The sequence below is a fragment of the Yaniella halotolerans DSM 15476 genome, from assembly GCF_000420805.1.
In the GTDB taxonomy this organism is placed as follows: Bacteria; Actinomycetota; Actinomycetes; order Actinomycetales; family Micrococcaceae; genus Yaniella; species Yaniella halotolerans.
In genome coordinates this window covers 568,201-591,264 of the sequence record NZ_ATVQ01000001.1, presented here as the reverse complement: position 1 = coordinate 591,264, position 23,064 = coordinate 568,201, and the positions used below count along the sequence as shown (strand labels likewise).

24 protein-coding genes and 1 pseudogene are annotated in these 23,064 nt (G+C 58.0%); 16 read left to right on the top strand and 9 right to left on the bottom strand.

Going from position 1 to position 23,064, the window contains the following annotated elements:
• Positions 1 to 297: 297 nt before the first annotated feature.
• Positions 298 to 1,527 carry a DUF6880 family protein gene (locus tag G583_RS0102795; RefSeq protein ID WP_022869677.1) on the bottom strand — a complete coding sequence of 410 codons (1,230 nt, stop codon included), beginning with the start codon at positions 1,525 to 1,527 and terminating at the stop codon, positions 298 to 300.
• Positions 1,528 to 1,708: 181 nt separating this feature from the next.
• Here G583_RS0102795 and G583_RS0102790 point away from each other — a divergent pair, with 181 nt between their 5' ends.
• The 10 genes from G583_RS0102790 (at position 1,709) to G583_RS13860 (ending at position 11,298) form a co-directional block, all read left to right on the top strand.
• Positions 1,709 to 2,224 carry a hypothetical protein gene (locus G583_RS0102790; protein WP_022869676.1) on the top strand — a complete coding sequence of 172 codons (516 nt, stop codon included), beginning with the start codon at positions 1,709 to 1,711 and terminating at the stop codon, positions 2,222 to 2,224.
• Positions 2,218 to 2,856 (top strand): RES domain-containing protein, encoded by a 639-nt coding sequence (locus tag G583_RS13870; RefSeq protein WP_022869675.1) that lies wholly within the window; start codon positions 2,218 to 2,220, stop codon positions 2,854 to 2,856. Before G583_RS0102790 ends, G583_RS13870 begins: the two co-directional genes overlap by 7 nt.
• Before the next feature lie 311 nt (positions 2,857 to 3,167).
• Positions 3,168 to 3,914, top strand: coding sequence for a lytic murein transglycosylase (locus tag G583_RS13865; RefSeq protein ID WP_022869674.1), 747 nt, complete (start codon positions 3,168 to 3,170; stop codon positions 3,912 to 3,914).
• 138 nt (positions 3,915 to 4,052) lie between these two features.
• Positions 4,053 to 4,799 carry a YczE/YyaS/YitT family protein gene (locus tag G583_RS0102775; RefSeq protein ID WP_211210731.1) on the top strand — a complete coding sequence of 249 codons (747 nt, stop codon included), beginning with the start codon at positions 4,053 to 4,055 and terminating at the stop codon, positions 4,797 to 4,799.
• Between the two features lie 10 nt (positions 4,800 to 4,809).
• The gene (locus G583_RS0102770; RefSeq protein WP_022869672.1) at positions 4,810 to 5,436 is read left to right on the top strand and encodes a hypothetical protein; all 627 of its coding nucleotides are present in this window, start codon (positions 4,810 to 4,812) and stop codon (positions 5,434 to 5,436) included.
• 3 nt (positions 5,437 to 5,439) lie between these two features.
• Entirely contained in the window at positions 5,440 to 6,099 is a 660-nt protein-coding gene (locus G583_RS0102765; protein ID WP_022869671.1) for a hypothetical protein, read from the top strand.
• Between the two features lie 9 nt (positions 6,100 to 6,108).
• Entirely contained in the window at positions 6,109 to 6,963 is an 855-nt protein-coding gene (locus G583_RS0102760) for an alpha/beta hydrolase (RefSeq protein ID WP_245540562.1), read from the top strand.
• A gap of 53 nt (positions 6,964 to 7,016) precedes the next feature.
• A complete protein-coding gene (locus G583_RS0102755) occupies positions 7,017 to 9,638 on the top strand; it encodes a penicillin acylase family protein (protein ID WP_022869669.1) in 2,622 nt (873 codons plus the stop codon).
• 112 nt (positions 9,639 to 9,750) lie between these two features.
• Positions 9,751 to 10,536: an alpha/beta fold hydrolase gene (locus G583_RS0102750; protein WP_022869668.1), complete on the top strand. Its 786-nt coding sequence runs from the start codon at positions 9,751 to 9,753 to the stop codon at positions 10,534 to 10,536.
• Between the two features lie 36 nt (positions 10,537 to 10,572).
• Complete coding sequence (locus G583_RS13860) at positions 10,573 to 11,298, top strand: DedA family protein (protein WP_022869667.1); 726 nt, start codon at positions 10,573 to 10,575, stop codon at positions 11,296 to 11,298.
• Here the strand turns inward: G583_RS13860 and G583_RS0102740 are convergent.
• The 3 genes from G583_RS0102740 to G583_RS0102730 are packed head-to-tail and all read right to left on the bottom strand — an operon-like array spanning position 11,261 to position 13,231.
• Positions 11,261 to 11,851: a dihydrofolate reductase family protein gene (locus G583_RS0102740; RefSeq protein WP_022869666.1), complete on the bottom strand. Its 591-nt coding sequence runs from the start codon at positions 11,849 to 11,851 to the stop codon at positions 11,261 to 11,263. The genes G583_RS13860 and G583_RS0102740 overlap by 38 nt on opposite strands.
• 37 nt (positions 11,852 to 11,888) lie before the next feature.
• Entirely contained in the window at positions 11,889 to 12,536 is a 648-nt protein-coding gene (locus tag G583_RS13855) for a dihydrofolate reductase family protein (RefSeq protein WP_022869665.1), read from the bottom strand.
• A 5-nt stretch (positions 12,537 to 12,541) separates the two neighbouring features.
• Positions 12,542 to 13,231 (bottom strand): winged helix-turn-helix transcriptional regulator, encoded by a 690-nt coding sequence (locus G583_RS0102730; protein ID WP_022869664.1) that lies wholly within the window; start codon positions 13,229 to 13,231, stop codon positions 12,542 to 12,544.
• Between the two features lie 187 nt (positions 13,232 to 13,418).
• Between G583_RS0102730 and G583_RS0102725 the strand changes: the two genes are divergently transcribed.
• The 3 genes from G583_RS0102725 to G583_RS0102715 all read left to right on the top strand — a co-directional run bounded on the left by G583_RS0102725 (position 13,419) and on the right by G583_RS0102715 (position 15,023).
• Complete coding sequence (locus G583_RS0102725; RefSeq protein WP_022869663.1) at positions 13,419 to 13,973, top strand: dihydrofolate reductase family protein; 555 nt, start codon at positions 13,419 to 13,421, stop codon at positions 13,971 to 13,973.
• A 131-nt stretch (positions 13,974 to 14,104) separates the two neighbouring features.
• The gene (locus tag G583_RS0102720) at positions 14,105 to 14,767 is read left to right on the top strand and encodes a trimeric intracellular cation channel family protein (protein WP_022869662.1); all 663 of its coding nucleotides are present in this window, start codon (positions 14,105 to 14,107) and stop codon (positions 14,765 to 14,767) included.
• A gap of 4 nt (positions 14,768 to 14,771) precedes the next feature.
• Positions 14,772 to 15,023, top strand: coding sequence for a Smr/MutS family protein (locus tag G583_RS0102715; RefSeq protein WP_022869661.1), 252 nt, complete (start codon positions 14,772 to 14,774; stop codon positions 15,021 to 15,023).
• 200 nt (positions 15,024 to 15,223) lie between these two features.
• Here G583_RS0102715 and G583_RS0102710 read toward each other — a convergent pair whose 3' ends face one another.
• From G583_RS0102710 to arsB, 4 genes and pseudogenes are all read right to left on the bottom strand, one after another.
• Positions 15,224 to 16,555, bottom strand: coding sequence for an FAD-dependent oxidoreductase (locus G583_RS0102710; protein WP_022869660.1), 1,332 nt, complete (start codon positions 16,553 to 16,555; stop codon positions 15,224 to 15,226).
• Positions 16,556 to 16,626: 71 nt separating this feature from the next.
• On the bottom strand, positions 16,627 to 17,031 hold the full coding sequence (locus G583_RS16880) for an arsenate reductase ArsC (RefSeq protein WP_040894871.1): 405 nt from the start codon (positions 17,029 to 17,031) through the stop codon (positions 16,627 to 16,629).
• A 66-nt stretch (positions 17,032 to 17,097) separates the two neighbouring features.
• Positions 17,098 to 17,475: pseudogene (locus G583_RS16875) on the bottom strand (arsenate-mycothiol transferase ArsC); the annotation flags it as partial.
• Positions 17,476 to 17,505: 30 nt separating this feature from the next.
• Positions 17,506 to 18,651: an ACR3 family arsenite efflux transporter gene (gene arsB, locus G583_RS13850; protein ID WP_022869658.1), complete on the bottom strand. Its 1,146-nt coding sequence runs from the start codon at positions 18,649 to 18,651 to the stop codon at positions 17,506 to 17,508.
• Between the two features lie 91 nt (positions 18,652 to 18,742).
• On the opposite strand from arsB, the gene G583_RS0102695 reads away from it, so the two are divergent.
• From G583_RS0102695 to G583_RS0102685, 3 genes are all read left to right on the top strand, one after another.
• Positions 18,743 to 19,099, top strand: a complete 357-nt coding sequence (locus tag G583_RS0102695; protein WP_029629208.1) for an ArsR/SmtB family transcription factor — start codon at positions 18,743 to 18,745, stop codon at positions 19,097 to 19,099.
• 181 nt (positions 19,100 to 19,280) lie between these two features.
• A complete protein-coding gene (gene cmtR / locus G583_RS0102690) occupies positions 19,281 to 19,649 on the top strand; it encodes a Cd(II)/Pb(II)-sensing metalloregulatory transcriptional regulator CmtR (RefSeq protein WP_029629207.1) in 369 nt (122 codons plus the stop codon).
• Complete coding sequence (locus G583_RS0102685; RefSeq protein WP_022869655.1) at positions 19,646 to 21,589, top strand: heavy metal translocating P-type ATPase; 1,944 nt, start codon at positions 19,646 to 19,648, stop codon at positions 21,587 to 21,589. The genes cmtR and G583_RS0102685 overlap by 4 nt, the downstream gene beginning before the upstream one ends.
• Positions 21,590 to 21,622: 33 nt before the next feature.
• Here G583_RS0102685 and G583_RS0102680 read toward each other — a convergent pair whose 3' ends face one another.
• On the bottom strand, positions 21,623 to 23,032 hold the full coding sequence (locus G583_RS0102680) for an FN3 domain-containing metallophosphoesterase family protein (RefSeq protein ID WP_084677217.1): 1,410 nt from the start codon (positions 23,030 to 23,032) through the stop codon (positions 21,623 to 21,625).
• Between the last annotated feature and the right edge of the window lie 32 nt (positions 23,033 to 23,064).

The following is a 23,064-nucleotide window of genomic DNA, read 5'->3' as shown; positions in this document are numbered from 1 at the left end:
TTCACTACCGTGTAAGTGGTTTTCGATTTTATGGGTGAGTTAGCAGATTTTGCCATCATCTTCGCCTCCAAAATCCACGTAGCACGTGTTGTGCAGTCGGCTTGTCAGTCAATGGCGTTACTTCAATTGTAGCCCAGCTGGTTAAGCGTCACCAGGCAGGGAGTATCCCAGATTTTATGTCGGTGAATCCTCCATAGATATGACACAACCTGGATAGTTCAACACCATCCAAATGAAGAAAACTACCTCAACGTTCATCGTCAGGTCACCACAGGCGCGCGTCTGACCGCTGAATCGTCAGGGTAGGCCTGCGCGGGTGAACTCTTTCTGTAGCCGGGGACGACGTCGATGGGTTTCTCGTAGATCGCTGACGAAGGTATCCACCTCAGCGAGCGCCTTCGTGCCGGCGCTGAGGCGGCGCATGGTCTGCAGGTGTCGCGCAGCGTTCTTATAATGCACTGCTCCCGTCTGCAGTAGCTCGACGTCGACGAGCTCGCGCAGAATCGGCAAGACGGCCACTGGATCAATGGACTGGTATTGCGCCACGAGCCGTTCCCACACATCCCGGTCGCTCATGTTGACAGTGTGAGCTGTCTCCCAGGCCGCGACGGGATCCTTGAGCGTGTTCAAACGAAATAAGACTGCTTCGCGTGGGTCGGCTGATAGTCGTTCCAGTACCGCCTCCTGGTATGCCGGCCAGCTGGTGCCGGCGTCGTCATACAATCGAGCCGCAGTGGTCCCATTGGGCCAACGGTCGAACACCCACCAGCGAGCGTCCATGAGCTCATCTGGCCGGTGGCGGGCCAGTAACCCGCACCAGTATTCCGCGGCCTGGACGGACTGGTGGCCCTGATCGAACGCAGCAGCTCGCTGCGCCCACTCAACCGCGAGATCGACTTGACCGATCTCCTCAAGAGCCTCCGCAGTGTTCTGAAACCACGCGGCAACACGTTTGTCCCGGGCATGAGTGCGGATGATCATCTCCACATCCTGGTCCAAGACTGCCAGCCGTTGCGCTTGCCACTGGAGTACGAAATGCTCATGCCAATTCGGATGACTAAAGTCCCGTTCGGCCAGCGGATCAATGCCGAGTCGTTCTGCGCGCTCGGCCAGCTTCGCCCGGTAAGACTCCACACCGTGCGCGCCCAAGGCAGATGCATAGGGGACAGGATCGATCATAAAAAAGTCGACGTCACCCTCAAACTGGAACTTCAGCATCCAAGCAACCAGCTTGGATGGCGCGATCTGTGCTGCAGCCGCGGTGCGCGGATGTAAATCAAGAAGGCGACGACACGCGTCGCCGATAATGCCAGAGGAATCATCCGCCCGTGCGATGACCTTCATCGACGATGCCACGGCTTTCTGGGTGACCCGATGCACCTCCACCGGGTCGTTATTCTCGACGTGAGCTTGTTCGAGGATATCGACCGCTTCATGCATCTGCGTCCCGTGCGCATTCGCGGCTCGGTAGAATAGCTCTGCACGGGTGCGGATCAACGGTAAAACATCATCGGATAATGTCGGCATGGTCTCCATTCTTCCCTGTGCGAAGGCCTGGTGGCCAGGAGTGCTGGGGTTCGGCTGCAGACTCGATGGCCGGCTTCACCACGTGCTTGAGGCCCGAATCGATTGGTCGCTCGGTTGCAGGGCCTTGTAAAACCCGCAATGCCCGCGATATTATTAAGTATCAGGAAACGGAGGTTATGCCATGTCTGTCCACATGCCTGACCGCGCAAAGCAGGAGGTTGAGGATCTCACCTTCATGCGCAAGGCAGTATCTGCTCTTGGAGATGCCATCGTCTCCCTCGAGCAGCCGGTCTCGCCCCAGATGGCAGCGGGGGTCGCTGCCTCGTTGCGAGCTCGTCGGGCTATCGGTGAGGAGTTCGGCTGGCTGAAGGCTGCCGAAGCCTCTCAGCTACTTGGTTCCATCCAGCCTGGAGGTGCCTACGCCAACGACCTGCGGAAGGAGCGTCGGGCTTTGGGTGTCCCGGTCCGCAACACGTATGTGTACCCCGGATTCCAATTCACCGATTCCGGTAAGGTCCACGTCACAGTTACCGAGGTCCTGCGCCTCGCTGACGATCTGAAAGTCGACGCCGACACGGTCGCCCAATGGTTCTGTCTGCCCAGCCCCGGGCTCTCCGGCGCCCGACCGGTGGACATCATGGATGAGCGTCAGGCGATCCTGGACGACTTCATCGGACGCTTTGGAGCCCAGTGGTAAACGAGGTCGAATGGCCGAGTGGCAAGACGGCTGTCGCCCACGAACAGCCCCTCGACCCAGGCACCCTCCTTTACCGGGTCTTGGACGGCAGCTCGGGTCGCTCGGTCACCGACTTCAACCCCGGGCTCGGCGCTCCGACGAGGTTCGCGTTCTTCACTGCAAAGGACGGTTCCAAGGTGCCCGTCCTCTACGCCGCACTCACCGCCGAGGCCGCACTGGCCGAGTCCATCTTGCGATACGTCCCGGTCGAGGGCGGAGAACTGCTCCGCCGGGACTACGAGCCGATGATCCTGGGCGGGCTCCGGCCTCTGCGGAGCCTCCGGCTGGCATCTTTCAAGGGGCTTGGCTTACGAGCCCTCGGCACCGACCAGTCAGATGTGTCAGAGACCGGCCCAGACCGCTACGAGGAGACGGTCCTGTGGGCCCAGGCGGCTCATCTGGCCGGTTTCGAGGGGGTTGCGTGGATGAGCCATCGGTGCAACTCCGATATCGCCGTCATGCTCTTCGGCGATCGCGTCCAGAAAGGTGACCTGCAGGCAGACAGCGGGGTGGCCAGAATCTTCCGGCGGCCAATCGACCGCGAGTGGTTGACCGACCTGTGCGTCGGTATGCACATCACCGTCCGCTGGTAACCCCTCCCGGCCAAAAACCCGCGGACGCGTGGCTTGTCCGCCGCGCTATGTTGTTGCACACTTCTGGGGACGGGTAGACCTGCCTTGGCGCCTCTCATCGTTAGCTCAAGTGGTGCGTTAGCTGTCAAAATCAGGGGCGGTGCATTCGGGTAGCAACACGAGAAATAACCGGCAGACCGCCACTCGAAGCTGCGAAAAACCGCCAAACGAAGTTAGCAGTCACACTCGGCAGATGATGCGCCAAGTATCCCTCGGAATATGCGCTGACGTCGCCTATGTTGGGAACCAGTGAATAGGAGGCGACCGCGCAGATGAATGACACCAAGTACAGTACGGCGGCGTACCGGACGGCCGTCGTCGTCATTGGAACATTATTGTTCGTGGGCTGTGGCTCAGATGAGGCCCAGGATGAGAACGACCCACCAGCCGCTCCGGAGAAGGTGGAAGCCGAACCCGCTGAAGAGCACGCGGGCTCAACCGACGATGCTCCCATTGCAGAACTCGCCGATGCCACCTGGGTTGAAGAAACCGCAGCCGAACATGCCATTCCACAACGTGCGATGGCAGCCTATGCCGGGGCCCAACTCCGGATCGCTGAAACCCGACCGGAATGTAATCTTGGTTGGAACACCCTGGCCGGTATTGGTTCGGTCGAAACCTCCCACGCCAGCATTGATGACTCTGGACTCACGGCCGAGGGCGTTGCTGAACCTGCGATCACCGGTCCGGTCTTAGACGGCAGCGAAGGTGTCATGGAAGTCGAAGACACCGATGAAGGTAAATACGACGACGATGAGCAGTGGGATCTAGCCGTAGGTCCCATGCAGTTCTTGCCTGAGACCTGGGAGCAGCATGCCTCGGACGGCAATATGGATGGCGAGACCGATCCGCAACAGATCGATGATGCAGTTCTGACCGCCGGTGTCTATCTATGTGAAACCAGCGAGGACCTCACCGATGATGACGAATGGGTCAGTACGGTAACCACTTATAACCAGTCGATGGAATACGCCCGCGACGTGGCCGGTATTGCTGAGTCCTACGCTGGCAATGACTAACCGTCATCGCAGCAGTTATGCCTGGCCTGTCTCGCCATGAATATTTATCGCGCACGACCAGACGCGAATCCCTGCGAAAGTATGGATCATCTTCCATAAGCTATGCTGCGTTCGGGCTACAGTAGGAGGCGGCCCGTAGTGGTTACCAGCCGTGGAAGTGAGGAAACGATGCCCGAGGACAAGCCGCGCGAAGTACGCGTTGCCGGTGCCGAAGCAGACCCCCTCACACCGCCTGCACCCGCTCGCAAATACCTGACCCGCTGGGCGATCTTCTTGCTCGGTGTCTATGTGATGTCCGTGGGTATTGCGTTGAGTGTGCACGGACAACTGGGGACCGCACCCATCTCCACATTCCCCGCGGTTATTGATGCTGCCTCGACGTGGACGGTTGGGATGGTCTCAGCCGTCATGAACGTTGCCTTCGTGCTCATCCAGATGCTGATCCTGCGGCGTCGCTTCCAACTCTTTCAACTCGTGCAACTGCCGATCGCGCTGGTGTTTGGTGCACTCATTGATTTCTCGTTATTTTTGACGAGCTGGGCGCAAACAGGCCACTACGTGCTGCAGTGGGTCGTCACCATATTCGGTGCACTCATTCTGGGGCTCGGAGTCTATATTCAAATCCAACCCAAGCTGCTCTACCTGCCTGGGGAAGGGCTGGTCATGGCACTCACCCAAGTGAGCACGGTGCGGTTTGGCACCATGAAACAGCTGGTCGATTGGTCACTCGTACTGATCTCTGCTGTGCTGTCGCTGATCTTGATGCAGCGGCTCGCAGGCGTCCGCGAAGGCACGGTCTTTGCGGCGTTTGCGGTTGGGGCAGTCGTCAAAACCATTGATTCGATGACGCAACGCCGCCACAAGTCCACCGCATCTAACAGGTAATATCGGGACCATGTCGCCGACGATGAACTTTGCTTTGCAATCACTGCACCAATCAGGCCGTGTTGTCCTGCAAGGTAAACCAGCCGTGTACTCCGATACCACCCGCGGCTGTATGATCGGCGCGCTCATTTTCGTGAGTCTCATACCTCTGGGCATGATGCTGGTCGGACTTCTATTGGCGCTCGCGACGGATTCCTGGCTCGCCGGTCTTCTGGCCGTTGGCTTCCTCGTACTGATGCCGTTGCTATTTGCAGTCCTGGTCTGGTGGCGCTATTTCAGGTGGCGTAAAAAGTACGCCGAGCTTCCCGAAGAAGTCCCCGTCACTATGGACCCCAACGGTCTGACCATGCGCGGCGTAGGGCCCATCCCATGGTCTGATTTCGGTCCGGCAATGCATAAGTTGCTCCCAGCAGAGTTTGGTCGTGGTTCATCAGCCACTGCCGTGCTCCCGCTGACCGAACGGGGCATCGTGATGATGAACCAGTACATGCCACCACACTTGACCCAGCGTGTAACACCGATCCGTGTTGCGGGTAGACGCTATCGGTATTTGGACGTACCGGGGATTCACGGGCTGAGTCAGCGCGAAGTGATGGACTTGATCAATGCGGCCCATCGGATGTTCGTTTATTCTTAGTTTATGTCTCCTACACTGCAGCAAGCCATGCACACACTGCACTACACCGGCCGGCTTCGGTTGGAAGGTGAACCGGCCCTGTGGTCGAAAAGTACGATGGTGCTCTCGAGGCTCCTCATGGGGCTCATCACCCTGGTCGCTGTGGGTGCATTCATAGCTGTCGTCGCTGTCGGGATTTTTGTGGAGAATCCTCCGTGGGGTGGCATGGTTTTTGGTTTCATCGGATGCCTCGGCATGATGACAATCCTGTTTTTGTGGATTCGCCATACCGTGCGGCGACGGAGCCAGTATCAAGACACAGAGCGACAGCCTGTCGTGTTCGAACCTCAAGGTCTCACGATGCGTGGGGTTGGCCCGATCCCGTGGGTAGACTTTGGTCCTGCCGAACGAAGGATGGTGCCGGCGGAACACGATGACGGTTTCACCCTGCGTGCTGTCATGGAGCTGACACCTTCGGGCATGTTTAACGTCAACGAACGAACACCGCCTGAAATGCGCGAACTTATCTCGCCGGCGATGGGACCCATCTGGAACCGCCACCACCGCTACATTTATGTACCTGGTGTCGATGGGTTCAGGCAGGCTGAAGTGATCGAGCTGATCAACATGGCGCACCGCATGTTCTGGCATGCCAACGCTACACCGCCGTATCCGCCCCAATAACAACGTTTGATGATGGCATCGCAACTCAAGCACAGAGGTTGGTCTCGCAGACTGCTGGTAACCGTCGGGGTGCTGGTTGCGGTCATAGTAATGGTGGGAGTATTCATGTGGTCTCTGCAGCGTTCGATGATTTATTTTCCTGACACCGCAGCGGTGCCTGCCGCAGCCGATGTGCTCGAGGGTGGGCAGGACCTGACCCTGCACACTTCTGATGGCCTGGAGCTCGAGGCGTGGTTTGCTCCACCGGCCGAAGATGCTGTTGATCGGGACATGGCGGTTTTGATGGCCCCGGGTAATGGCGGGAATCGCGAAGGACGGGCTGGCCTAGCCCAGCACCTCCAAGATCGCGGCTTCGCCGTACTGCTCATGGAGTACCGCGGCTACAGCACGAATCCGGGACGCCCGAGCCAAGACGGCTTGATTCGCGATGGTCTAGCCGCCGTCGATGCGTTGGAAGCACAAGGTTTTGCGCCAGAACAAACAATTTACTTCGGCGAATCGGTCGGTGGGGGAGTTGTCGCTGCCCTGATGAGCGAGCGTCCTCCTGCTGCAGCAGTGTTCCGTTCACCCTTTACCGACCTTGCCGAGGTAGGCCGCCACCACTACCGGTGGTTGCCGGTCGGACTCTTGCTCCGGGATCGGTTCCCGGTGACCGAACATGTCCGTGGCACACAGGTGCCCATCTCCGTCATTCGTGCTCGCCACGATACAGTCGTGCCAGCTGAACTGAGTGCACAAGTGGCCGATGCCGCACCGAATCTCGTGGAAGAACACAGCATCGAAGATGCGGACCATAATGACCCGGTTATGTTTGGTCCCGAAATCGCAGATGCTGTTGCACGAATAGCTGAGGAAGTGTCATAGGTCACGTAGCCTAGAGGCAGCTTACTCTCACCTCACAAGTAAAGGCCCACGTCATGGCAGCAAAATCACTGCGCCCAGTGCGCAAGCGCCGTCGCCTGCGCAAGCTCATCCTCGGTACCATTTCGACACTCGCCGTGCTCGCATTAGCTCTTGGCGGCTTTGTCACTTGGTCGGTCTTCCGGGCCTTTCCCGACACCGACGGCACGCTGGATGTCGCCGGGCTGGAACACGAAGTGAGCGTACAGCGGGATGCTCACGGAATTCCAACGATCACCGCCGAAACGTCGCATGATTTGTTCTTCGCGCAGGGGCTGGTGCACGCCCAGGATCGTTTTTGGGAAATGGACTTCCGCCGCCACATGACCGCCGGCCGACTCTCCGAACTCTTCGGCGCATCCCAACTGGATGCCGATAAATTCCTACGCACATTGGACTGGCACGGGATTGCCGAGCAAGAGATCGAAGCACTGCCTGAACGGGAGCGCGCATACTATGAGGCCTACGCGGACGGGGTGAACGCATATCTCGCCGAACGTGATGACGGTGAACTGGCCCTGGAATACACGGTCCTGGGTCTACAAAACAGCCAGTATGAACCTGAACCATGGACTCCCGTGGATTCAGCAGCCTGGCTCAAGGCTATGGCGTGGGATCTGCGCACCAATATTGAGGATGAAACAACCCGCGCACTCCTCACACAACGCCTCGATGATGACGCCATTGCCGACCTGTATCCGGAATACCCCTTCGATGAACACCCGGTGATTCTGGCGGAAGATCCAGATGGCTCAGGCATTGCTGAGGCCGACATCCCTGAGCCGTCCGGCGACGCAGCCGAGGAGACCGGAGAGGAAGAGGCTGCAGCAGAACCGGTCGAGGCCGAGCCTGTTACACAAATCGCGTGGGACGAAGAGTCGGTCCAAGCCGTCGAGCTACTCGATGTACTCGCTGAAGTTGATACATGGATGCCCAACGTCGGAGAAGGAATCGGTTCCAACTCCTGGGTGGTGTCGGGTGAACATACCGAGTCGGGGAAGCCACTGCTAGCAAACGACCCACACCTGGGTGCTTCGCTGCCTTCGGTATGGCATCAGATGCAGCTGCGGTGTGCCGAAGTCACCGCGGAGTGTCCCTATGATGTCGGCGGATTCGGATTCTCTGGTCTGCCCGGCATTGTGATCGGCCACAACCAAGACATCGCCTGGGGTTTCACCAACCTGACCACCGACGTTGCCGACCTCTATGCGGAACGCGTTGAGGAAGATGAGTACTGGCACGATGGTGAGAAACTTCCCGTCGAAACACGACAAGAAACCCTCAAAGTCGCCGGCGGCAACGATGTCACCCTGGATGTCCGAGCAACCCACCACGGTCCCATCTTGTCTGACCTCCAGCGTGACTTCACCATGATCACCATCAGTCCGCCGACCGATGCCGTCGAAGATGAGGAGATTCCACCCGGTGAATTTGAGCTGAGCCTGCGCTGGACCGCACTGGATGTCACCACGACCGCACAAGCGATCTTCACGCTCAATCGGGCAGAGAACTTCGGCGATCTACGACAAGCAGCCGCTGAATTCGAGGTACCCGGACAAAACCTGATCTACGCCGACCGGCAAGGCAATATCGGGTACCAAGCGCCGGGCACACTGCCCATCCGTGGTGCCGGCGACGGCTACCTGCCACAACCCGGCTGGGACAGTGCCTACGACTGGCAGGGGACCATCCCGTTCGAGGACCAGCCGGTGAGCTACAACCCGGACTCCGGCTACATCGTCACCGCCAATAACGCGATCATCAACGACGACTACGAGTATTTCTTGAGCCGCGACTGGGACTACGGCCACCGAGTAGCTCGCATCGACGAAGTGCTCCAGCCGATGCTAGAAGCTGGCTCAGTCACCGTCGACGATATGGCCGAACTCCAGATGGATAACGAATTTCCAGCACCCGATTCATTGCAGGAAGCCTACGCATCAATCGATGTCGATGATGAGGATGTTCAAGAAGTACTCAAACTCTTAGCCGACTGGGATGGCCAAAACGATCCGGATTCTGCCGGTGCGGCATTCGCCAACGTGTTGTGGAATCACGTCACCCACGCGATGGTGCGGACCCAAGAAACTGACATTCCACGCGATGATCAATCACGCTACGCTGTCTTTTTCCAAGCCCAACTCGAGGACCCGGACAGCGAATGGTGGGGCGACTCTCAAGAACAGTTACTCAAGGCTGCCGCAGTCTCTGCCCATGGAGAACTGGTCGATGAACAAGGTTCGAATAGCCAAGACTGGAACTGGGGCGATCTACACGCCCTGACCCTGACGCACGAATCCTTTGGGACCAGCGGGATTGCCCCGATTGAAGCGCTGTTCAACCGCGGGCCATATCCCGTCGGCGGTGGTTCCGGTGTCGTCAACGCCACCGGCTGGGATCTGGACGAAGGGTATGCCACCAGTACTGTGCCGTCCATGCGCATGGTGATCGACGTTGATGACTGGGACCAATCGGTATGGCACAATCTCACCGGCACCAGCGGGCATGCATTCCACCCCAACTACACGGATCAAGCAGGTGACTGGGCTGAAGGAACACAGTACCCGTGGAACTATTCCGCGGATGCGGTGAACAATGCCACCCAAGACACCCTGGTGTTACAACCCTCCGCGGACTAGGTGCGCTGGCACAGTGCACTGCAGTAACCGAAGCAGACTTGTTGGTTGCCCTTGACTGGCCGCTAGCACAGGTCTACGTTCACGGTACAGGCCGATACGAGCGGGGTGCGCCATGGAAGATACCGTCACCACGAACCTGGGCGACACGATCTCCTTCGACATCGAAGGCTCAGGACCACCGCTCATCTTCCTTGCAGGAGCTGGCCCATTTCGCGAAATCGACCCGGCCACCACTCAGACCGCACAGCGGGCCGCCGACTTTGGGCTAACAACTGTTGTCTATGATCGCATCGGTCGCGGCAAAAGCTTTGGTTCAGAACCGATCACCTTGGACAGAGAAGTTGCTGCGCTTGCCAGGCTGGTGGATTTTGTTGGCGGAACAGCAGCGGTATGTGGCCACTCGTCGGGTAGCGCCATTGCTCTCTGCGCTGCCGTAAGCGGAGTAGCCATCAATCGTTTAGCGCTATGGGAAGTCCCCTTCTTCGGCACACCAGAGCACACGAGACGGTGGGCTGATGACTCCATCAGCATGCTGGAAACTGGCGACAACGTGCACGCCGTCGAGCTGTTCACCAGAGATATGCCAGAAGATTTCCGAGATGGACTGAGAGATTCGCCGATATGGGAGGAACTCATTACCCACGCCCAGAGTCTCAGGCCTGATGCTGAAGCACTGGCCTGGTTTGATGCCGAACCACTGACTCAACGCCTCGGCGACCTCACGATACCCATCCACGCGATGGTCGGTGGCTCCACATTTGATGAAATGCATATGGCCGCCGACGCCATTGAAATTGCCGTTGATAGCGCGACCAAAGAAGTCATGCCCGGTGCCGACCATAATTGGGAAGTCGAGCCGATGGCCAGAACACTGGCCAGATGGGTTGCCAACGGCTAATCGCGAGCGCTCATGGACTGGCCATAGTATGGGCCTATGACTGAAGACGTTTCATATGGTTGGCTCGGCGACATCCTCATGGCCGTCATGGAAGCCCTAGGTCCCATTGGGTTGGGCATCGCGGTGTTCGTGGAAAACGTGTTCCCACCCATCCCGTCTGAAATCTTCCTCGCGCTCGCGGGCTTTACCGCAGCAGAAGGGACATTCACTCCGGCAGCAGGCATCCTCTGGGCAACGATCGGCTCGGTGACCGGAGCGTTGGTGCTCTATGGCCTCGGCGCGTTGCTCGGCCGCCGCAGACTATATAAAGCCGCCTATGCCATGCCGCTAGTCGACATTGACGATGTCGAACGCACCGAACGCTGGTTTATTCGATATGGCTACTGGACCGTCTTCCTGGGCCGGATGGTGCCAATCTTCCGCTCATTGATCTCTATCCCTGCTGGCATTGAGCGTATGAACCTGTGGCTGTTCACTCTTTTCACAGCGGTCGGATCGCTGATCTGGAACTCACTGTTCATCATGGGCGGTTATCTGCTGGGCTCAAATTTCCATCTGCTCTCCGACTATGCCGACGTCTTCTCCAACCTTGTACTGGCTACCGTGATCGTGGTGTTGGCCATTTGGGCCGTGGCCCGCGTGATTCGAAATCGCCGTCGAGCCCGCGACCCAAATTATCGGCCCGAAACACCAGAGGAAGCTGCCGCTCGCATCGAAGCACTGGTTAGTCAGCACCCAGCACGCGGTACTTCAGATGCGTGACACCGTTGCCTTTGATCACTCGGGCTTGTTCGAGGTTGACCAGTTGATCCGATACCTCGTCGAAGAGTCGGCGCCCTTGTCTCAATAGTACGGGCACGACATGGAGTTGTAGTTCATCGAGTACACCGTGAGTGATCGCTTGCTGGATTGCTCCACCGCCGTGGAACGCTACGTCAGTACCTGACACGGCATCATGAGCCCGTTGAAGTGCAGCACTAAACCCTTCGGTGACGAAGTGAAATGTTGAACCCTCGCGCACATCGTCAGGCCGGGACCGATGCGTCAGCACGAAAACCGGCACTTCAAAAGGTGGCCGTGGGCCCCACGCTGCTTGGGCGTGCTCATAACTGTCACGACCCATGATCATTGCTCCGAGCCGTTCGAAGTCTTCTCGCAGTATGTCATCCGCGGACAGTTGCTGTCGATCAGCACGGTCGTGGGCGAACCAATTGTGCAGTGCAAAACCGGTGTCGCCCATCGGCTGGTGCGGACTCGGATTCGGTCCCACATAGTAGCCGTCTAGCGATGTGCTGATGCTTGCGTAAGTCGCCATGATCCAACCTTTCTCACCGTAGAAGTGTGATGATCGTTTAGATGTTCTCGACGGTCTCCTTGCCATCGCTCACGGTTGGTTGCTGCGTGATGTTTAGCTGCTCTGGAACCATTTCGACATCGAAGACCCCATTTTCCGTCACGACACCATGCTGCACGTTCATTTTGTATGACGGGCCGGTGCCGTCAAAGAGTCCAGCTCCTGGACCAACGGTCACAGGTAAAACGAGGAACCGGTAGAGATTCACGAGCCCAGCCTCATGGAGCGTTCGTGCCAGCTGAATACTGCCGTGGACCTGGAGTTCTTTGTCCCCGCCGGAAGCCTTAAGTTCAGCAATCTTCTCAAGGAACGCGCCACCCAGTGCTGAGGTGGTATCTGCCCACGGTCCGTCGACCGGTGATGAGGTCACAACGTATTTCTGGGCAGTGTTGAGGAAAGTTGCCACGTCATGGTCTGGGTCAGTGACCTGGGGCCAGTATCCTGCGAATATATCGTAGGTCGCCCGCCCCAACAGCAATGCATCGCCTTGACTGAACCAACGATCCACCGCCTGTCCGCAACCGTTGTCCCAGACGGTGAAGATCCACCCACCGTCGGTGAAGCCACTGCGGGTGTCCTCCTCGGGCCCGCCAGGAGCTTGACTGACACCGTTGAGGGTTGTGAAGAGATTAATGCTGAGTTTCATGATGATCATCCTTCGATGCGATAGGAGCTGTCGTTGTTGAGTTCCGGATTCTCCAAGGGAACGTGAAATACGCGACAAAATGTCGCTATTGAGTCCGGTGGTCCCTCGACTTCTATGGCGCCCGACTCCAGTGCTTCAGCGGCCGTGAGGGTCCCGGCTAATAACAGTCGGATTTCAGGCCCAGCGTGAATCGTGGCGCCGGGGGCGGGGCCTGGCCTCTGCGTCCCAACCTCGATGCTCGAGTTGTCGGCCTGAACCCACGCGGTCGCTGGTCCCGCGTGCACCAGGTACGTCACTTGGTCATCAAGTGCGCCGGGCTGGTAAGCGCTGCGAAGGGCTGCGGCTAATGACGCGCTGGTGACCACATCATTTGGAGCAGGTGAGCTCATGCGCTGAGCACCCCATAAACCCAGGGCATCGACAATAGGTTGCAGCTGGTGACCGTACTCAGTGAGTTGATAGACCACTCCACGTTGTGGTGTCTCTACAACCTGACGCTCGGCCACACCAGCTGTTTCTAATTCCCGTAACCGTGTCGTGAGTACGTTCGTGGGAATGCCCGGCAAGCCTTCATGGAGGTCTTTGAACCGTCGTGGAGCGATACTGAGATCTCGAACGAGGAGCAGGGCCCACCGTTCTCCGAGCACCCAGGCTGCCTTGGCTAAACCACAGAACTGGCCGTAATCCTTACTCATGACTTCATTTTATGAAGTGGACTTCGTAATAACAACGGAGACTCTGCATGTGAGCGTTCTTCTCAGTTTTGGCTGTGCGTTACTGTTGGACGCTTCATCAAGTGGGATTCACGGGTGACCAGGAGCTTTCTAATGAGTTTCGCGTCTTCCTTGTGATCACGGAATCTCCGCCGATACGCTGAAAATCATGGGACGGATTGTTTACGAAACGGCGACAAGCTTCGACGGCTACATCGCAGACGAGCACCATTCATTGTCTTGGCTCTTCGCGGTACCCGGTGGAGGCGACCCTGCGTTGGCTCCACCACAGGCAGCCGTGCAGGTTATGGGTTCAACCACCTACGAGTGGGTATTGGCTGAACTGAATGCTCTGAAACATCCAGATGAGTGGGCTAACGCCTTTGGGAGCACTCACGTCGTGGTCTTCACGAGAAAACAGCGCTCCGTCCCAGAAGGCGCTGACGTTCGCTTCTATGCCGGACCGGTTGCTGATGCCCTCCCGACGCTCCGAAAAGCAGCCGGTGACGGTGATATCTGGGTAGTCGGCGGCGGACATCTGGCCACCCAATTTCTTGATGCAGCAGCACTTGATGAAATGGTCTTGACCGTGGCGCCGGTAGCGTTAGGCCAGGGCGCACCATTACTGCCCACCCGCATCGAGTCAGACCGACTCACCTTAGCCTCGGCACAACAAGTCGGGCAGTTTGCTCGGCTCACCTATACGGTTTCTCATCCCGTATAGGACCGCACCACCCGGTGCTTTGAATGGTTGCTTTCGCTTCTAGTGCGGGGAGACAATAGCCTGATGAACGTGTTGCGTCAGCATGCAGAGATCTTCAAAAAGCGCGCCTGTCTTCTGACCGTAGGTGCACGATGAATGGCGCCCCAACCCCGTTACTGGTCCTCGATTTACTCGGCACCTTCGCTTTCGCACTGAACGGCGGACTGACTGCGGTCCGTGTAGCTCGCGTAGATATCGTTGGCGTCCTCACGCTCGGGATGATCACGGCCATGGGTGGCGGCATCATCCGCGATATTCTCTTGGGCGATGTCCCTCCGGCATCGTTCCGAGATTGGCGATACCTCGCGGTAGCAGCTGGCGGCGCCCTCATTGCTTTCGCCTTCTCATGGCTCCTCCACAGACTCACGATGCCCATTGAAATTCTCGACGCCGTCGGGCTGAGCGTCTTCGCCGTCACCGGAGCGAGCAAGGCTATGGAATTTGGGCTGGGGCCAGCCCAAGCCATTATTCTGGGCACCATAACCGCGGTCGGAGGCGGGACCATCCGAGATGCGTTGATCCTAAAAATCCCCTCGGTCATGAGCGAAGGGCTCTATGCGATCCCTGCGTTGGTCGCTGCGACGATCACGGTGGTCGCCACGTTGGCCGACGTCTATGGGGTCACCGCTGCCATCATCGCCGCAGTGGTGTGCTGGTTGATCCGCATTGTTGGGGTACATTACAAACTCAATGCACCGCAGCCTCCCAGAACGCGCAACACTGACGGCACTGGAACCGAAGAAACTGGAGCGTGAACGCATGCGTCTGAAATTGGATCTCCATGAGATCTACAACAAGAGCAAGGATTTAGACAAAGCCCTGCACGACCTCATTGATGAGGCCGAGGAAACTGGTGCGAAGAAAGTCGAAATCATCCCCGGCAAGGGGAGCGGCGCACTCAAGAAACGAGTCCTACGCTTTCTTGATCGGAAGGATATTAAAGCCCGGTACCACCGGATGGAAAAGGACAGTAAAAACTCCGGGCGCCTGTTCGTACACTTCAAGCACTGAGTTGCTGCTAGTGGGCCGGTGCAAAGACTCCGACGAAAGTCATCGGTTCCGTAGGACAGACCACGCTCCAGGAACATCGGATTGATGTTGACAGTGGCTGCGTAGAGCCTGAAGGTCGCGATCGACCCACGCGAGGACGATCAGTTCAGGGTCAGATCGCATTGCGGAGCTGGCCAGGTATGCAGCTGGCTCATCTTGCCTTAGCAGCACGTTGACGATGCCTGTGTGGACCGGCCTACCGAAACCAGCTGAGGTTCTGCCGGCGCGTCGCAGGATCCACCGAGGTCGGTGCTGCACACACCGGTCTCAGGTAGGTCGAGATGCACGGCGTCGGCAGCAGCACGGTCTCCTGCCAACGCCGCAGCGATGGAGCGGACCTGCTCATAACCGGTGGCCATAAGGAACGTGGGTGCCCGGCCGTAGCTCTTCATCCCCACGATGTAGAAGCCCGGTTCGGGGTGGGACAGGACCTGCTCACCATGTGGTTCGACGCTGCCGCAGGAATGGAACTCCGGGTCGATGAGCGGCCCGAGCTGTCGCGGCGCCTCGACTGCGGGATCCAGTTCGAGGCGCAGCTCGCTCAGTATCGACAGGTCAGGACGGAAGCCGGTGGCGGGCACGAGCACGTCTACCGTTAGATCTTTGGCTTCTGTCGTGAGGACACGGAGCCGGTCACCGGAGAATTCAAAGCCTGAGATCACGAATGAAGTGTGGACGTCGATGACGCCGGATTCAACGAGCGCTCGGAGTCGCGACCCGAGAGCACCGCGTGCTGCGAGCTCGTCATCGCTCTCCCCGCCGTACGCGCTGGATACATCAGCAGAACGCACTGCCCAGCTGATCCGTGTCTCGGGGACCTCCTCAGCTAGTTCAGCCAGGTCTAGCAGTGTGTTCGCCGCCGAATGGCCAGCACCAACCACCAGGACGTGACGCCCCGCGAATCGCTCGCGCTCGGCACCTGTGACAGCAGGCAGAGACTGAGTGATCAGACCGCTGGCTGCGGCCCGGGTTTCTCCTGGTGCAGGCAGACCTGACCGACCCAGCGGATTGGGCCTCGACCAGGTGCCGGAGGCATCGATCACGCTGCGGGCGTGCACGTCGTCGTATGATCCGTCTGCAAGAGCGACGCGAACGAGGAGCGGGGTGCTGTCACGGTTGGCGCTGCGGGTTTTGTCGATATCCTCGCGGGAGACGGCGACAACGCGTGAGCCGGTGCGGATGACGTCTTTCAGTGCCGCTGCCAGCGGGGTGAGGTAGTCATCGACCAGTTCGTGGCCGGTGGGCAGTGCCTCCAGGTCCGGTTCCTGCCAGCCATCGGCCTCCAGCAGTCGCCTGGCGGCCTCGTCGATGTTGTAGCGCCACGGCGAGAACAGCCGCGTGTTTCCCCAGCCGCGGATCGCGGCTGCTACGGAGGCTCCGGCTTCCAACACGAGTGGGCGGAGGCCGCGTGCGTGAAGATGCGCGGCAGCCGCCAGCCCAACAGGGCCCGCTCCAATGATGATCACCGGTAGCTCAGTGGTGTTGTTCTGCATGGTGGGCTCCTAAACAATCAAGGGGATTGCGTAAAAATATTGGGGACGCGTGAGCGCCGTCGTGATTCGGTTCAGCGTTGCTGTTGGTGATCGGGCGATTCCAGTAGCTCGGGAATCAAGCTCTGGATTCGGGCTTTGATGTCGTCGCGGATGGCCCGGACCGCATCGATCCCCTGACCCGCCGGGTCCGGCAGTTCCCAGTCTTCGTAGCGTTTGCCCGGAAAGATTGGGCAAGCATCTCCGCAGCCCATGGTGATGACCACATCGGAAGCCTTCACCGCTTCGGTGGTAAGGATGTTTGGGACAGCTACGGTGATATCAATGCCTTCTTCAGCCATAGCCTGTACTGCCACGGGATTGAGCTGATCGGCTGGTTCAGACCCTGCAGAACGGACCTCGATACGTCCCTGACTCAGCTCCCGTAAGTAGCCCGCGGCCATCTGGGAACGCCCGGCATTGTGGACGCAGACGAACATCACCGACGGGAGATCATTGTTCGGGGATGCAAGGGGTGTATCGGTGAATTCGGCAAGCAGGGTGCGCACTCGGGCGTCGATATCATCGCGCACCAGGCGCATCCGTTCTGCTCCTTCAATCCCACGCGCAGATGGCTCATCAGTGTGCCACGTGTGAATGGTGCCAGTCATGCCCTTCATCGGTTCCACGTGTGCTTCGTTGCCGAGCACAACGACGCGATCCACAGCCTGAACAAGGTCTGGGTCGATGAGCCGGGGTGTTTCGCCCGTCATATCGGCTCCGAGTTCGGCAATGACTTCTGCAGAGAGTTGGTTCGTGAAGTGCCCGGGCTCCGTGCCCGCCGAATGTACATCGATCACTGCCCCAGTTTGTGCAGCGTGATGGCGCATGAGAGCAGCTGCCATCTGAGATTTGCCGCTGTTCTTCACACAGACGAACAGCACACTGGGAGTATTTTCTGGTGTGCTCACGATTCAGACTCCTGTGGTGGTTGTGGCCGTGATCGATGATGTCTTCCGGATACGAGGCCGGGGAACCGTGGGATCGTTGGGGAAGAGTTTGCGTCCCAGCCATACCGCAACATAGACCAAACCCACCAGCACTGGGACCTCGATCAGTGGTCCCACAACTCCGGCCAGGGCTTGGCCAGAGGTCACCCCGAAGGTGCCGATCGCCACGGCAATAGCCAACTCGAAATTATTACCCGAAGCCGTGAAAGCTACCGACGTCGACTTGGCGTAATTCAGGCCGACTGCTTTTGAAGTAAAGAAGCTTGCCAGGAACATCAGCACAAAGTACAGCAGCAGCGGTACCGCCATGCGGGCGACATCCCACGGCTGGGAGGTGATGGCTTCTCCTTGGAAAGCGAAGAGCAGCACGATGGTGAACAGCAGCCCATACAGTGACCAGGGTCCAATTTTTGGTAGGAACGTATTTTCATACCAATCGCGACCTTTTGCCTTTTCTCCGAAGGTTCGCGTCAGGAAGCCGGCCAGCAGCGGGATGCCAAGAAAGACCAGCACCGATGCAACGATCGCCCACACAGAGAACTGCGCGGAAGTGGTCTCCAAGCCCAGCCATGACGGCAACAACTGAAGATAGAACCAGCCCAACGCGCCGTAGGCCACCACCTGGAATACCGAATTGATTGCCACCAGTACCGCTGCAGCCTCGCGGTCGCCACATGCCATGTCATTCCAGATGAACACCATGGCGATGCATCGGGCAAGCCCCACAATGATCAGCCCCGTGCGGTATTCGGGCAGGTCTGCCAGAAACACCCAGGCCAATATGAACATAAACAACGGCCCCAGTACCCAGTTGAGCACCAGAGACAAGATGATCAGTTTCCGGTCGCCCGTGACCCTGTGTGTTTCGCTATATCGGACTTTTGCCAACACCGGATACATCATCACCAACAGGCCGATAGCAATCGGTATGGAGATCCCGCCGACGGTCATAGAATCTAAGACGGTGTTCAGGCCGGGAACGAATCGCCCCAATGCCAGACCCAACCCCATAGCCAGCACAATCCACAACGCCAACCAGCGGTCCAGAAAAGACATTTCTTGCATAACCGGCGACTCTGTGGTTGCAGCAGTGCTTACTGCTTTGCTCATTTATTTCTCCGTGTTCTCACATTGATAACCATCAATACATGACTGCGAGCGTATCCTGCCAGATAGATGCCTGTCAATGTATGATGGGGGTATGAGTACTACAGTCGAAGAATCAGCTCTATCCGCCACAACCGATCAGCAGTGCTGTTCGCTGGCAGACAGCCCGATGGGTGTAGCTCAGGCCGAGCGCTTCGCCGGAATACTGAAAGCGCTGGCTGATCCCACCCGACTACGCCTCCTATCACATGTGGCCGCTCAGGGTTGCCAGGATGTGTGCGCCTGCGATCTTACCGAGGAGCTCGACATTACCCAGCCGACCGTAAGCCACCACATGAAGAAGCTTGTGGAGGCCGGCCTGGTGATCCGCGAACAGCGCGGAAAATGGGCCCACTATAGTGTCATTCCGGAAGCCTTCAGCCAGCTACGTGAACTCATTGACCTCTCCTGAAGTGCAGCGGCCACGCCCTGGCTATAGCGCTCCACCTGAGTCTTCCCAGCCATAAAATCGCAGAGGCTTCCGCGAAGCTTAGGTTAAGCATATTTCTCTCGATGCTATAACTGAACGGATCTAGAACAGGGCGGATCTAGCACTTACCCAATAGGTCATTGAATACTGTATGGTTCAGTGGATGATGACTATAGACGCACAGATCGATGTGATGAATCGGCTTGGCCGGGCGATGGCTGACCCCACGCGTTCAAAAATTTTGTTTTCACTGTTACAAGCTCCGGGCTATCCGGCTCAACTCGCCCAGGATTTGGGTTTGACGCGTACGAATGTTTCCAATCACCTGACTTGTTTACGTGGTTGCGGAATCGTCGTGGCCGAACTTGAAGGGCGAAAAACGCGATACGAGATCGCTGACCCGCATCTGACGGTGGCGTTAACAGCGTTAGTCGAGGTGACGCTGGCGGTGGACGAGCAGGTGCCATGTATTGACTCGACCTGCACCGTTGCAGGCTGCTGTGAGCCTTCGGCCACGGAGCAGGTCTTATGAGTTCAGTATGCTGCGACTTACAAACGACCACCGACACCCAAGCGGCCGAACCGGAGCAACCGTGGTGGCGCGACCTGGCAGTCCTTATCCCCATAGCCTCAGCTGTCTTCTTTCTCGCTGGCCTGATCACCGAGTGGAGCACCGCCGACAACGCGGGCGGGGATACCATTGCCCAAGTATTGTTCTGGACTGGTCTGCTCTTCGGGGCTTCCACATTCGTGCCCGGAGCACTGCGCGGGCTGTTTACACGGGGCAAGCTAGGCATTGGCTTACTCATGACGATCAGCGCTACAGGTGCAGTCGTCCTGGGATACGTCGAAGAAGCCGCAGCGCTAGCGTTCTTATATTCCATCGCGGAAGCGCTTGAAGATAAGGCCATGGATCGGGCGCGCACCGGCCTGCGCGCTTTGCTCAAACTTGTGCCCGAAACAGCGACAGTGCTTCGCAATAACTCTGCCGTTGATATACCGGCCAGCGAAATCCGCATCAGTGATGTGTTGCGGGTACGTCCCGGCGAGCGAATCGCTACCGACGGCATCGTTTCTGCTGGCAGCAGTAATCTCGACACGTCAGCCATCACCGGAGAATCAATCCCCGTTGAGGTCACTGTCGGAGACAGTGTCGCGGCAGGAGCCATTAACAGCTCGGGTGCGCTAGAAATTACCGCATCGGCAGCCGGTACTGATAACTCATTGACGGCGCTAGTCAGCTTGGTAGAACAGGCTCAAAATGACCGAGGTCAGCGTGCTCGGCTTGCTGACCGCATCGCGCAGCCATTAGTACCCGGTGTCTTGGTACTTGCGGTGCTGGTTGGGATCTTTGGATCCATCTTTGGTGATCCTGAAACGTGGCTCACACGAGCCCTCGTCGTCCTTGTGGCCGCTTCCCCGTGTGCTCTAGCTATCGCCGTGCCAGTCACGGTGGTTTCAGCAATCGGTGCGGCCAGTAAATTCGGGGTCATCATCAAAAGTGGTGCAGCTTTTGAACAATTGGGAACCTTGAGCAGTCTTGCAGTAGACAAAACCGGAACACTCACTCGCAATGAACCATCCGTGACCGCAGTCCACACGATAGCGGGCGAGGACCGTGACGAAGTGCTGGGTCTTGCTGCGGCCTTGGAACAGCACAGTACCCACCCGCTAGCGTTGGCGATCACCACCGCCGCAACAACGATACCTGCAGCGATCAGCGTGTCCGAAGCACCAGGCCACGGGATTATCGGCCAGGTAGCGGGAGACGAAATATCGGTTGGAAGTCCTCGATGGCTGGCTGGTGGTGTACTCACTGACACGGTGGAAGCGATGGAAACCAACGGGCAGACCTGCGTCATCGTCACTCGTAATGCGGAAGTCATCGGAGCGATCGGTGTACGAGATGAACTGCGCCCAGAAGCCACCGGCGCTGTAACGCAACTGCAGGCTCAAGGCATTGAAGTCGTGATGCTGACCGGTGATAACGCTCGCACGGCTCATGCTTTAGCATCTGCGGCCGGGATAGACGATTTTCGAGCTGAACTGCGTCCCGAAGATAAAGCTGCCGAGATCTCCAAATCCGTGAAACAGCAACCTACTGGCATGATCGGTGACGGAATCAACGATGCTCCGGCGCTAGCAACAGCCACGGTGGGCATCGCAATGGGCACAACCGGATCTGATGCCGCTATCGAATCCGCTGATGTAGCCTTCACCGGCCAAGACTTGCGCCTCATCCCGCAAGCTCTAGCGCATGCACGTCGGGGACGGTTCATCATGAATCAAAACATTGTGCTTTCACTGGCGATCATCGCTGTTCTCCTGCCACTTGCCATCACCGGAACGCTCGGGCTGGCAGCGGTAGTACTCGTTCATGAAGTCGCCGAGGTGATCGTGATTGGCAACGGCTTACGCGCTGCCCGCACGCAGAAACAGCGAGTCACTCAACATGAGACGCAAGCCGTCTAACAACGCATCGTTATCAAACATAAGCTAGCGCAACTAACAGTCGCGGAGAAGTTTGACTGTATCCACTGCCGTGCCATCGAATTCAACTGTGGTTGCGGTGAGAGAGCACTGGTCGACTGCAATACCGGTGATGTTTGGCTCATATTGTTGATCACGAAAACGTGGTTCAAAACCGTCCCGGTACGAATCGGCATCAACCAATTCGTAGTACTTCGATCCGCTCGATGAATTGGCCGTGATGAACAGGGTTTCGTCTGCTTTTGGGGTGACGCTGACGCTTCCGTGATCAGCTTGTTCTTCCGAAGTTTTCGGATGTACTTGCTGGCCATCGGAGTCGATGAGAAAGCTGCGCGCGTAGGAATGATCGTGACCGTTGAGAACCAGGTCGATGTCGAGATCGATGATCACTGGCCCGAGTCCATCACGGAGAGCATCCGTTGTACTCGAATCGACTGCATGGTTGGCGGCACCGTGGAGTGCACGATGGAAGGTAAGGATCGTCCACTGTGTCTCGTCGCTGTGTTCGGCAATGGTGGATTCGAGGAATTCTCGATGCTCATCCCAGTTTTCGTATTCACTGCTGATATTGAGATGCAGGACGTCGTTGTAGACAAACCAGTAGGTACCCCGCGTTGCGTCGTAGTCAGCAAGGTTGGGTTGATTGTAGTGCTGATGGTAGAGCCGTTGTGGCGTGAACAGGTTGTAGTCATGATTGCCCAGGGTTTGGGCTGATGCTTGCGTGCGCATCTGCGGCGGCGCGATATAGGCCTGGTACTCGGCAATGTTGCCCGTGTAGTCAGCCTCCACCTGATCCCCGGCAGACAGCACAAACTGTGAGTCCGGGAAGAGCTCATCGTTTGCCTGCAGTGCACGCTGCCATCCTGCGGCATCATCTGCTCGGTTGCCCGATGCTCCTATTTGGGCGTCCGAGATAAAGGTGAACTCGTGGTCAACGTTCTGGTGGTAAATCTCAAACTGTTCGATCTTCGACCAGCCAGCGCGTTCGGAGCCGACGCGGTAGCTATAAGTTCCCGGCGACAAGTTCGTCAGGGTTGCGTGGACATAGTCATGGCCGGGACGGGCACTCTGAGCCTGCTCCTCAGCTGCGACGGTGACCGCGAGTGCTGGCATGGTCTCGTGTGAGCCCTCTGCTACCTGGACGGTCTCGTGCACGCCGGTATCGGTGAACCAGGAGAGCCGACGCTCAGATGGCTCGGCGCCGATGCCCAGCAAGATGGACGTTGGTCCGGTGGCGTAGCGGTTCCGGTGCTCGTCCAATGTAGGAAAACGGAGCTCGTCGGTAGTTCCAGACCTATCCGGCGTGGAGTACAGAGGTGCCGTCAAAAGCGTGCCGATGGCCACGAGGCTCAGCGCTATGAGCGTTGCTGGCAGCCATTGTGGAATGCGTCCCACCAAGAAGCCTCCTAACTTGCTCGTACCCATCTTCGAAGCCTAAGCCCTAGTCCGACACTCGG

Bases quoted from the DNA above. Each gene is read 5' to 3' on its own strand.
- G583_RS0102695 (WP_029629208.1), top strand. From the start codon at position 18,743: ATGAGTACTACAGTCGAAGAATCAGCTCTATCCGCCACAACCGATCAG.
- G583_RS0102680 (WP_084677217.1), bottom strand. From the start codon at position 23,032: ATGGGTACGAGCAAGTTAGGAGGCTTCTTGGTGGGACGCATTCCACAA.
- G583_RS0102725 (WP_022869663.1), top strand. From the start codon at position 13,419: ATGGGACGGATTGTTTACGAAACGGCGACAAGCTTCGACGGCTACATC.
- G583_RS13855 (WP_022869665.1), bottom strand. From the start codon at position 12,536: ATGAAACTCAGCATTAATCTCTTCACAACCCTCAACGGTGTCAGTCAA.
- G583_RS0102795 (WP_022869677.1), bottom strand. From the start codon at position 1,527: ATGCCGACATTATCCGATGATGTTTTACCGTTGATCCGCACCCGTGCA.
- G583_RS0102750 (WP_022869668.1), top strand. From the start codon at position 9,751: ATGGAAGATACCGTCACCACGAACCTGGGCGACACGATCTCCTTCGAC.
- G583_RS0102740 (WP_022869666.1), bottom strand. From the start codon at position 11,851: ATGGCGACTTACGCAAGCATCAGCACATCGCTAGACGGCTACTATGTG.
- G583_RS13860 (WP_022869667.1), top strand. From the start codon at position 10,573: ATGACTGAAGACGTTTCATATGGTTGGCTCGGCGACATCCTCATGGCC.
- G583_RS0102730 (WP_022869664.1), bottom strand. From the start codon at position 13,231: ATGAGTAAGGATTACGGCCAGTTCTGTGGTTTAGCCAAGGCAGCCTGG.
- arsB (WP_022869658.1), bottom strand. From the start codon at position 18,651: ATGAGCAAAGCAGTAAGCACTGCTGCAACCACAGAGTCGCCGGTTATG.
- G583_RS13865 (WP_022869674.1), top strand. From the start codon at position 3,168: ATGAATGACACCAAGTACAGTACGGCGGCGTACCGGACGGCCGTCGTC.
- cmtR (WP_029629207.1), top strand. From the start codon at position 19,281: ATGATGACTATAGACGCACAGATCGATGTGATGAATCGGCTTGGCCGG.
- G583_RS16880 (WP_040894871.1), bottom strand. From the start codon at position 17,031: ATGTTCGTCTGCGTCCACAATGCCGGGCGTTCCCAGATGGCCGCGGGC.
- G583_RS0102755 (WP_022869669.1), top strand. From the start codon at position 7,017: ATGGCAGCAAAATCACTGCGCCCAGTGCGCAAGCGCCGTCGCCTGCGC.
- G583_RS0102715 (WP_022869661.1), top strand. From the start codon at position 14,772: ATGCGTCTGAAATTGGATCTCCATGAGATCTACAACAAGAGCAAGGAT.
- G583_RS0102760 (WP_245540562.1), top strand. From the start codon at position 6,109: ATGATGGCATCGCAACTCAAGCACAGAGGTTGGTCTCGCAGACTGCTG.
- G583_RS0102710 (WP_022869660.1), bottom strand. From the start codon at position 16,555: ATGCAGAACAACACCACTGAGCTACCGGTGATCATCATTGGAGCGGGC.
- G583_RS0102720 (WP_022869662.1), top strand. From the start codon at position 14,105: ATGAATGGCGCCCCAACCCCGTTACTGGTCCTCGATTTACTCGGCACC.
- G583_RS0102765 (WP_022869671.1), top strand. From the start codon at position 5,440: ATGTCTCCTACACTGCAGCAAGCCATGCACACACTGCACTACACCGGC.
- G583_RS0102770 (WP_022869672.1), top strand. From the start codon at position 4,810: ATGTCGCCGACGATGAACTTTGCTTTGCAATCACTGCACCAATCAGGC.
- G583_RS0102685 (WP_022869655.1), top strand. From the start codon at position 19,646: ATGAGTTCAGTATGCTGCGACTTACAAACGACCACCGACACCCAAGCG.
- G583_RS0102790 (WP_022869676.1), top strand. From the start codon at position 1,709: ATGTCTGTCCACATGCCTGACCGCGCAAAGCAGGAGGTTGAGGATCTC.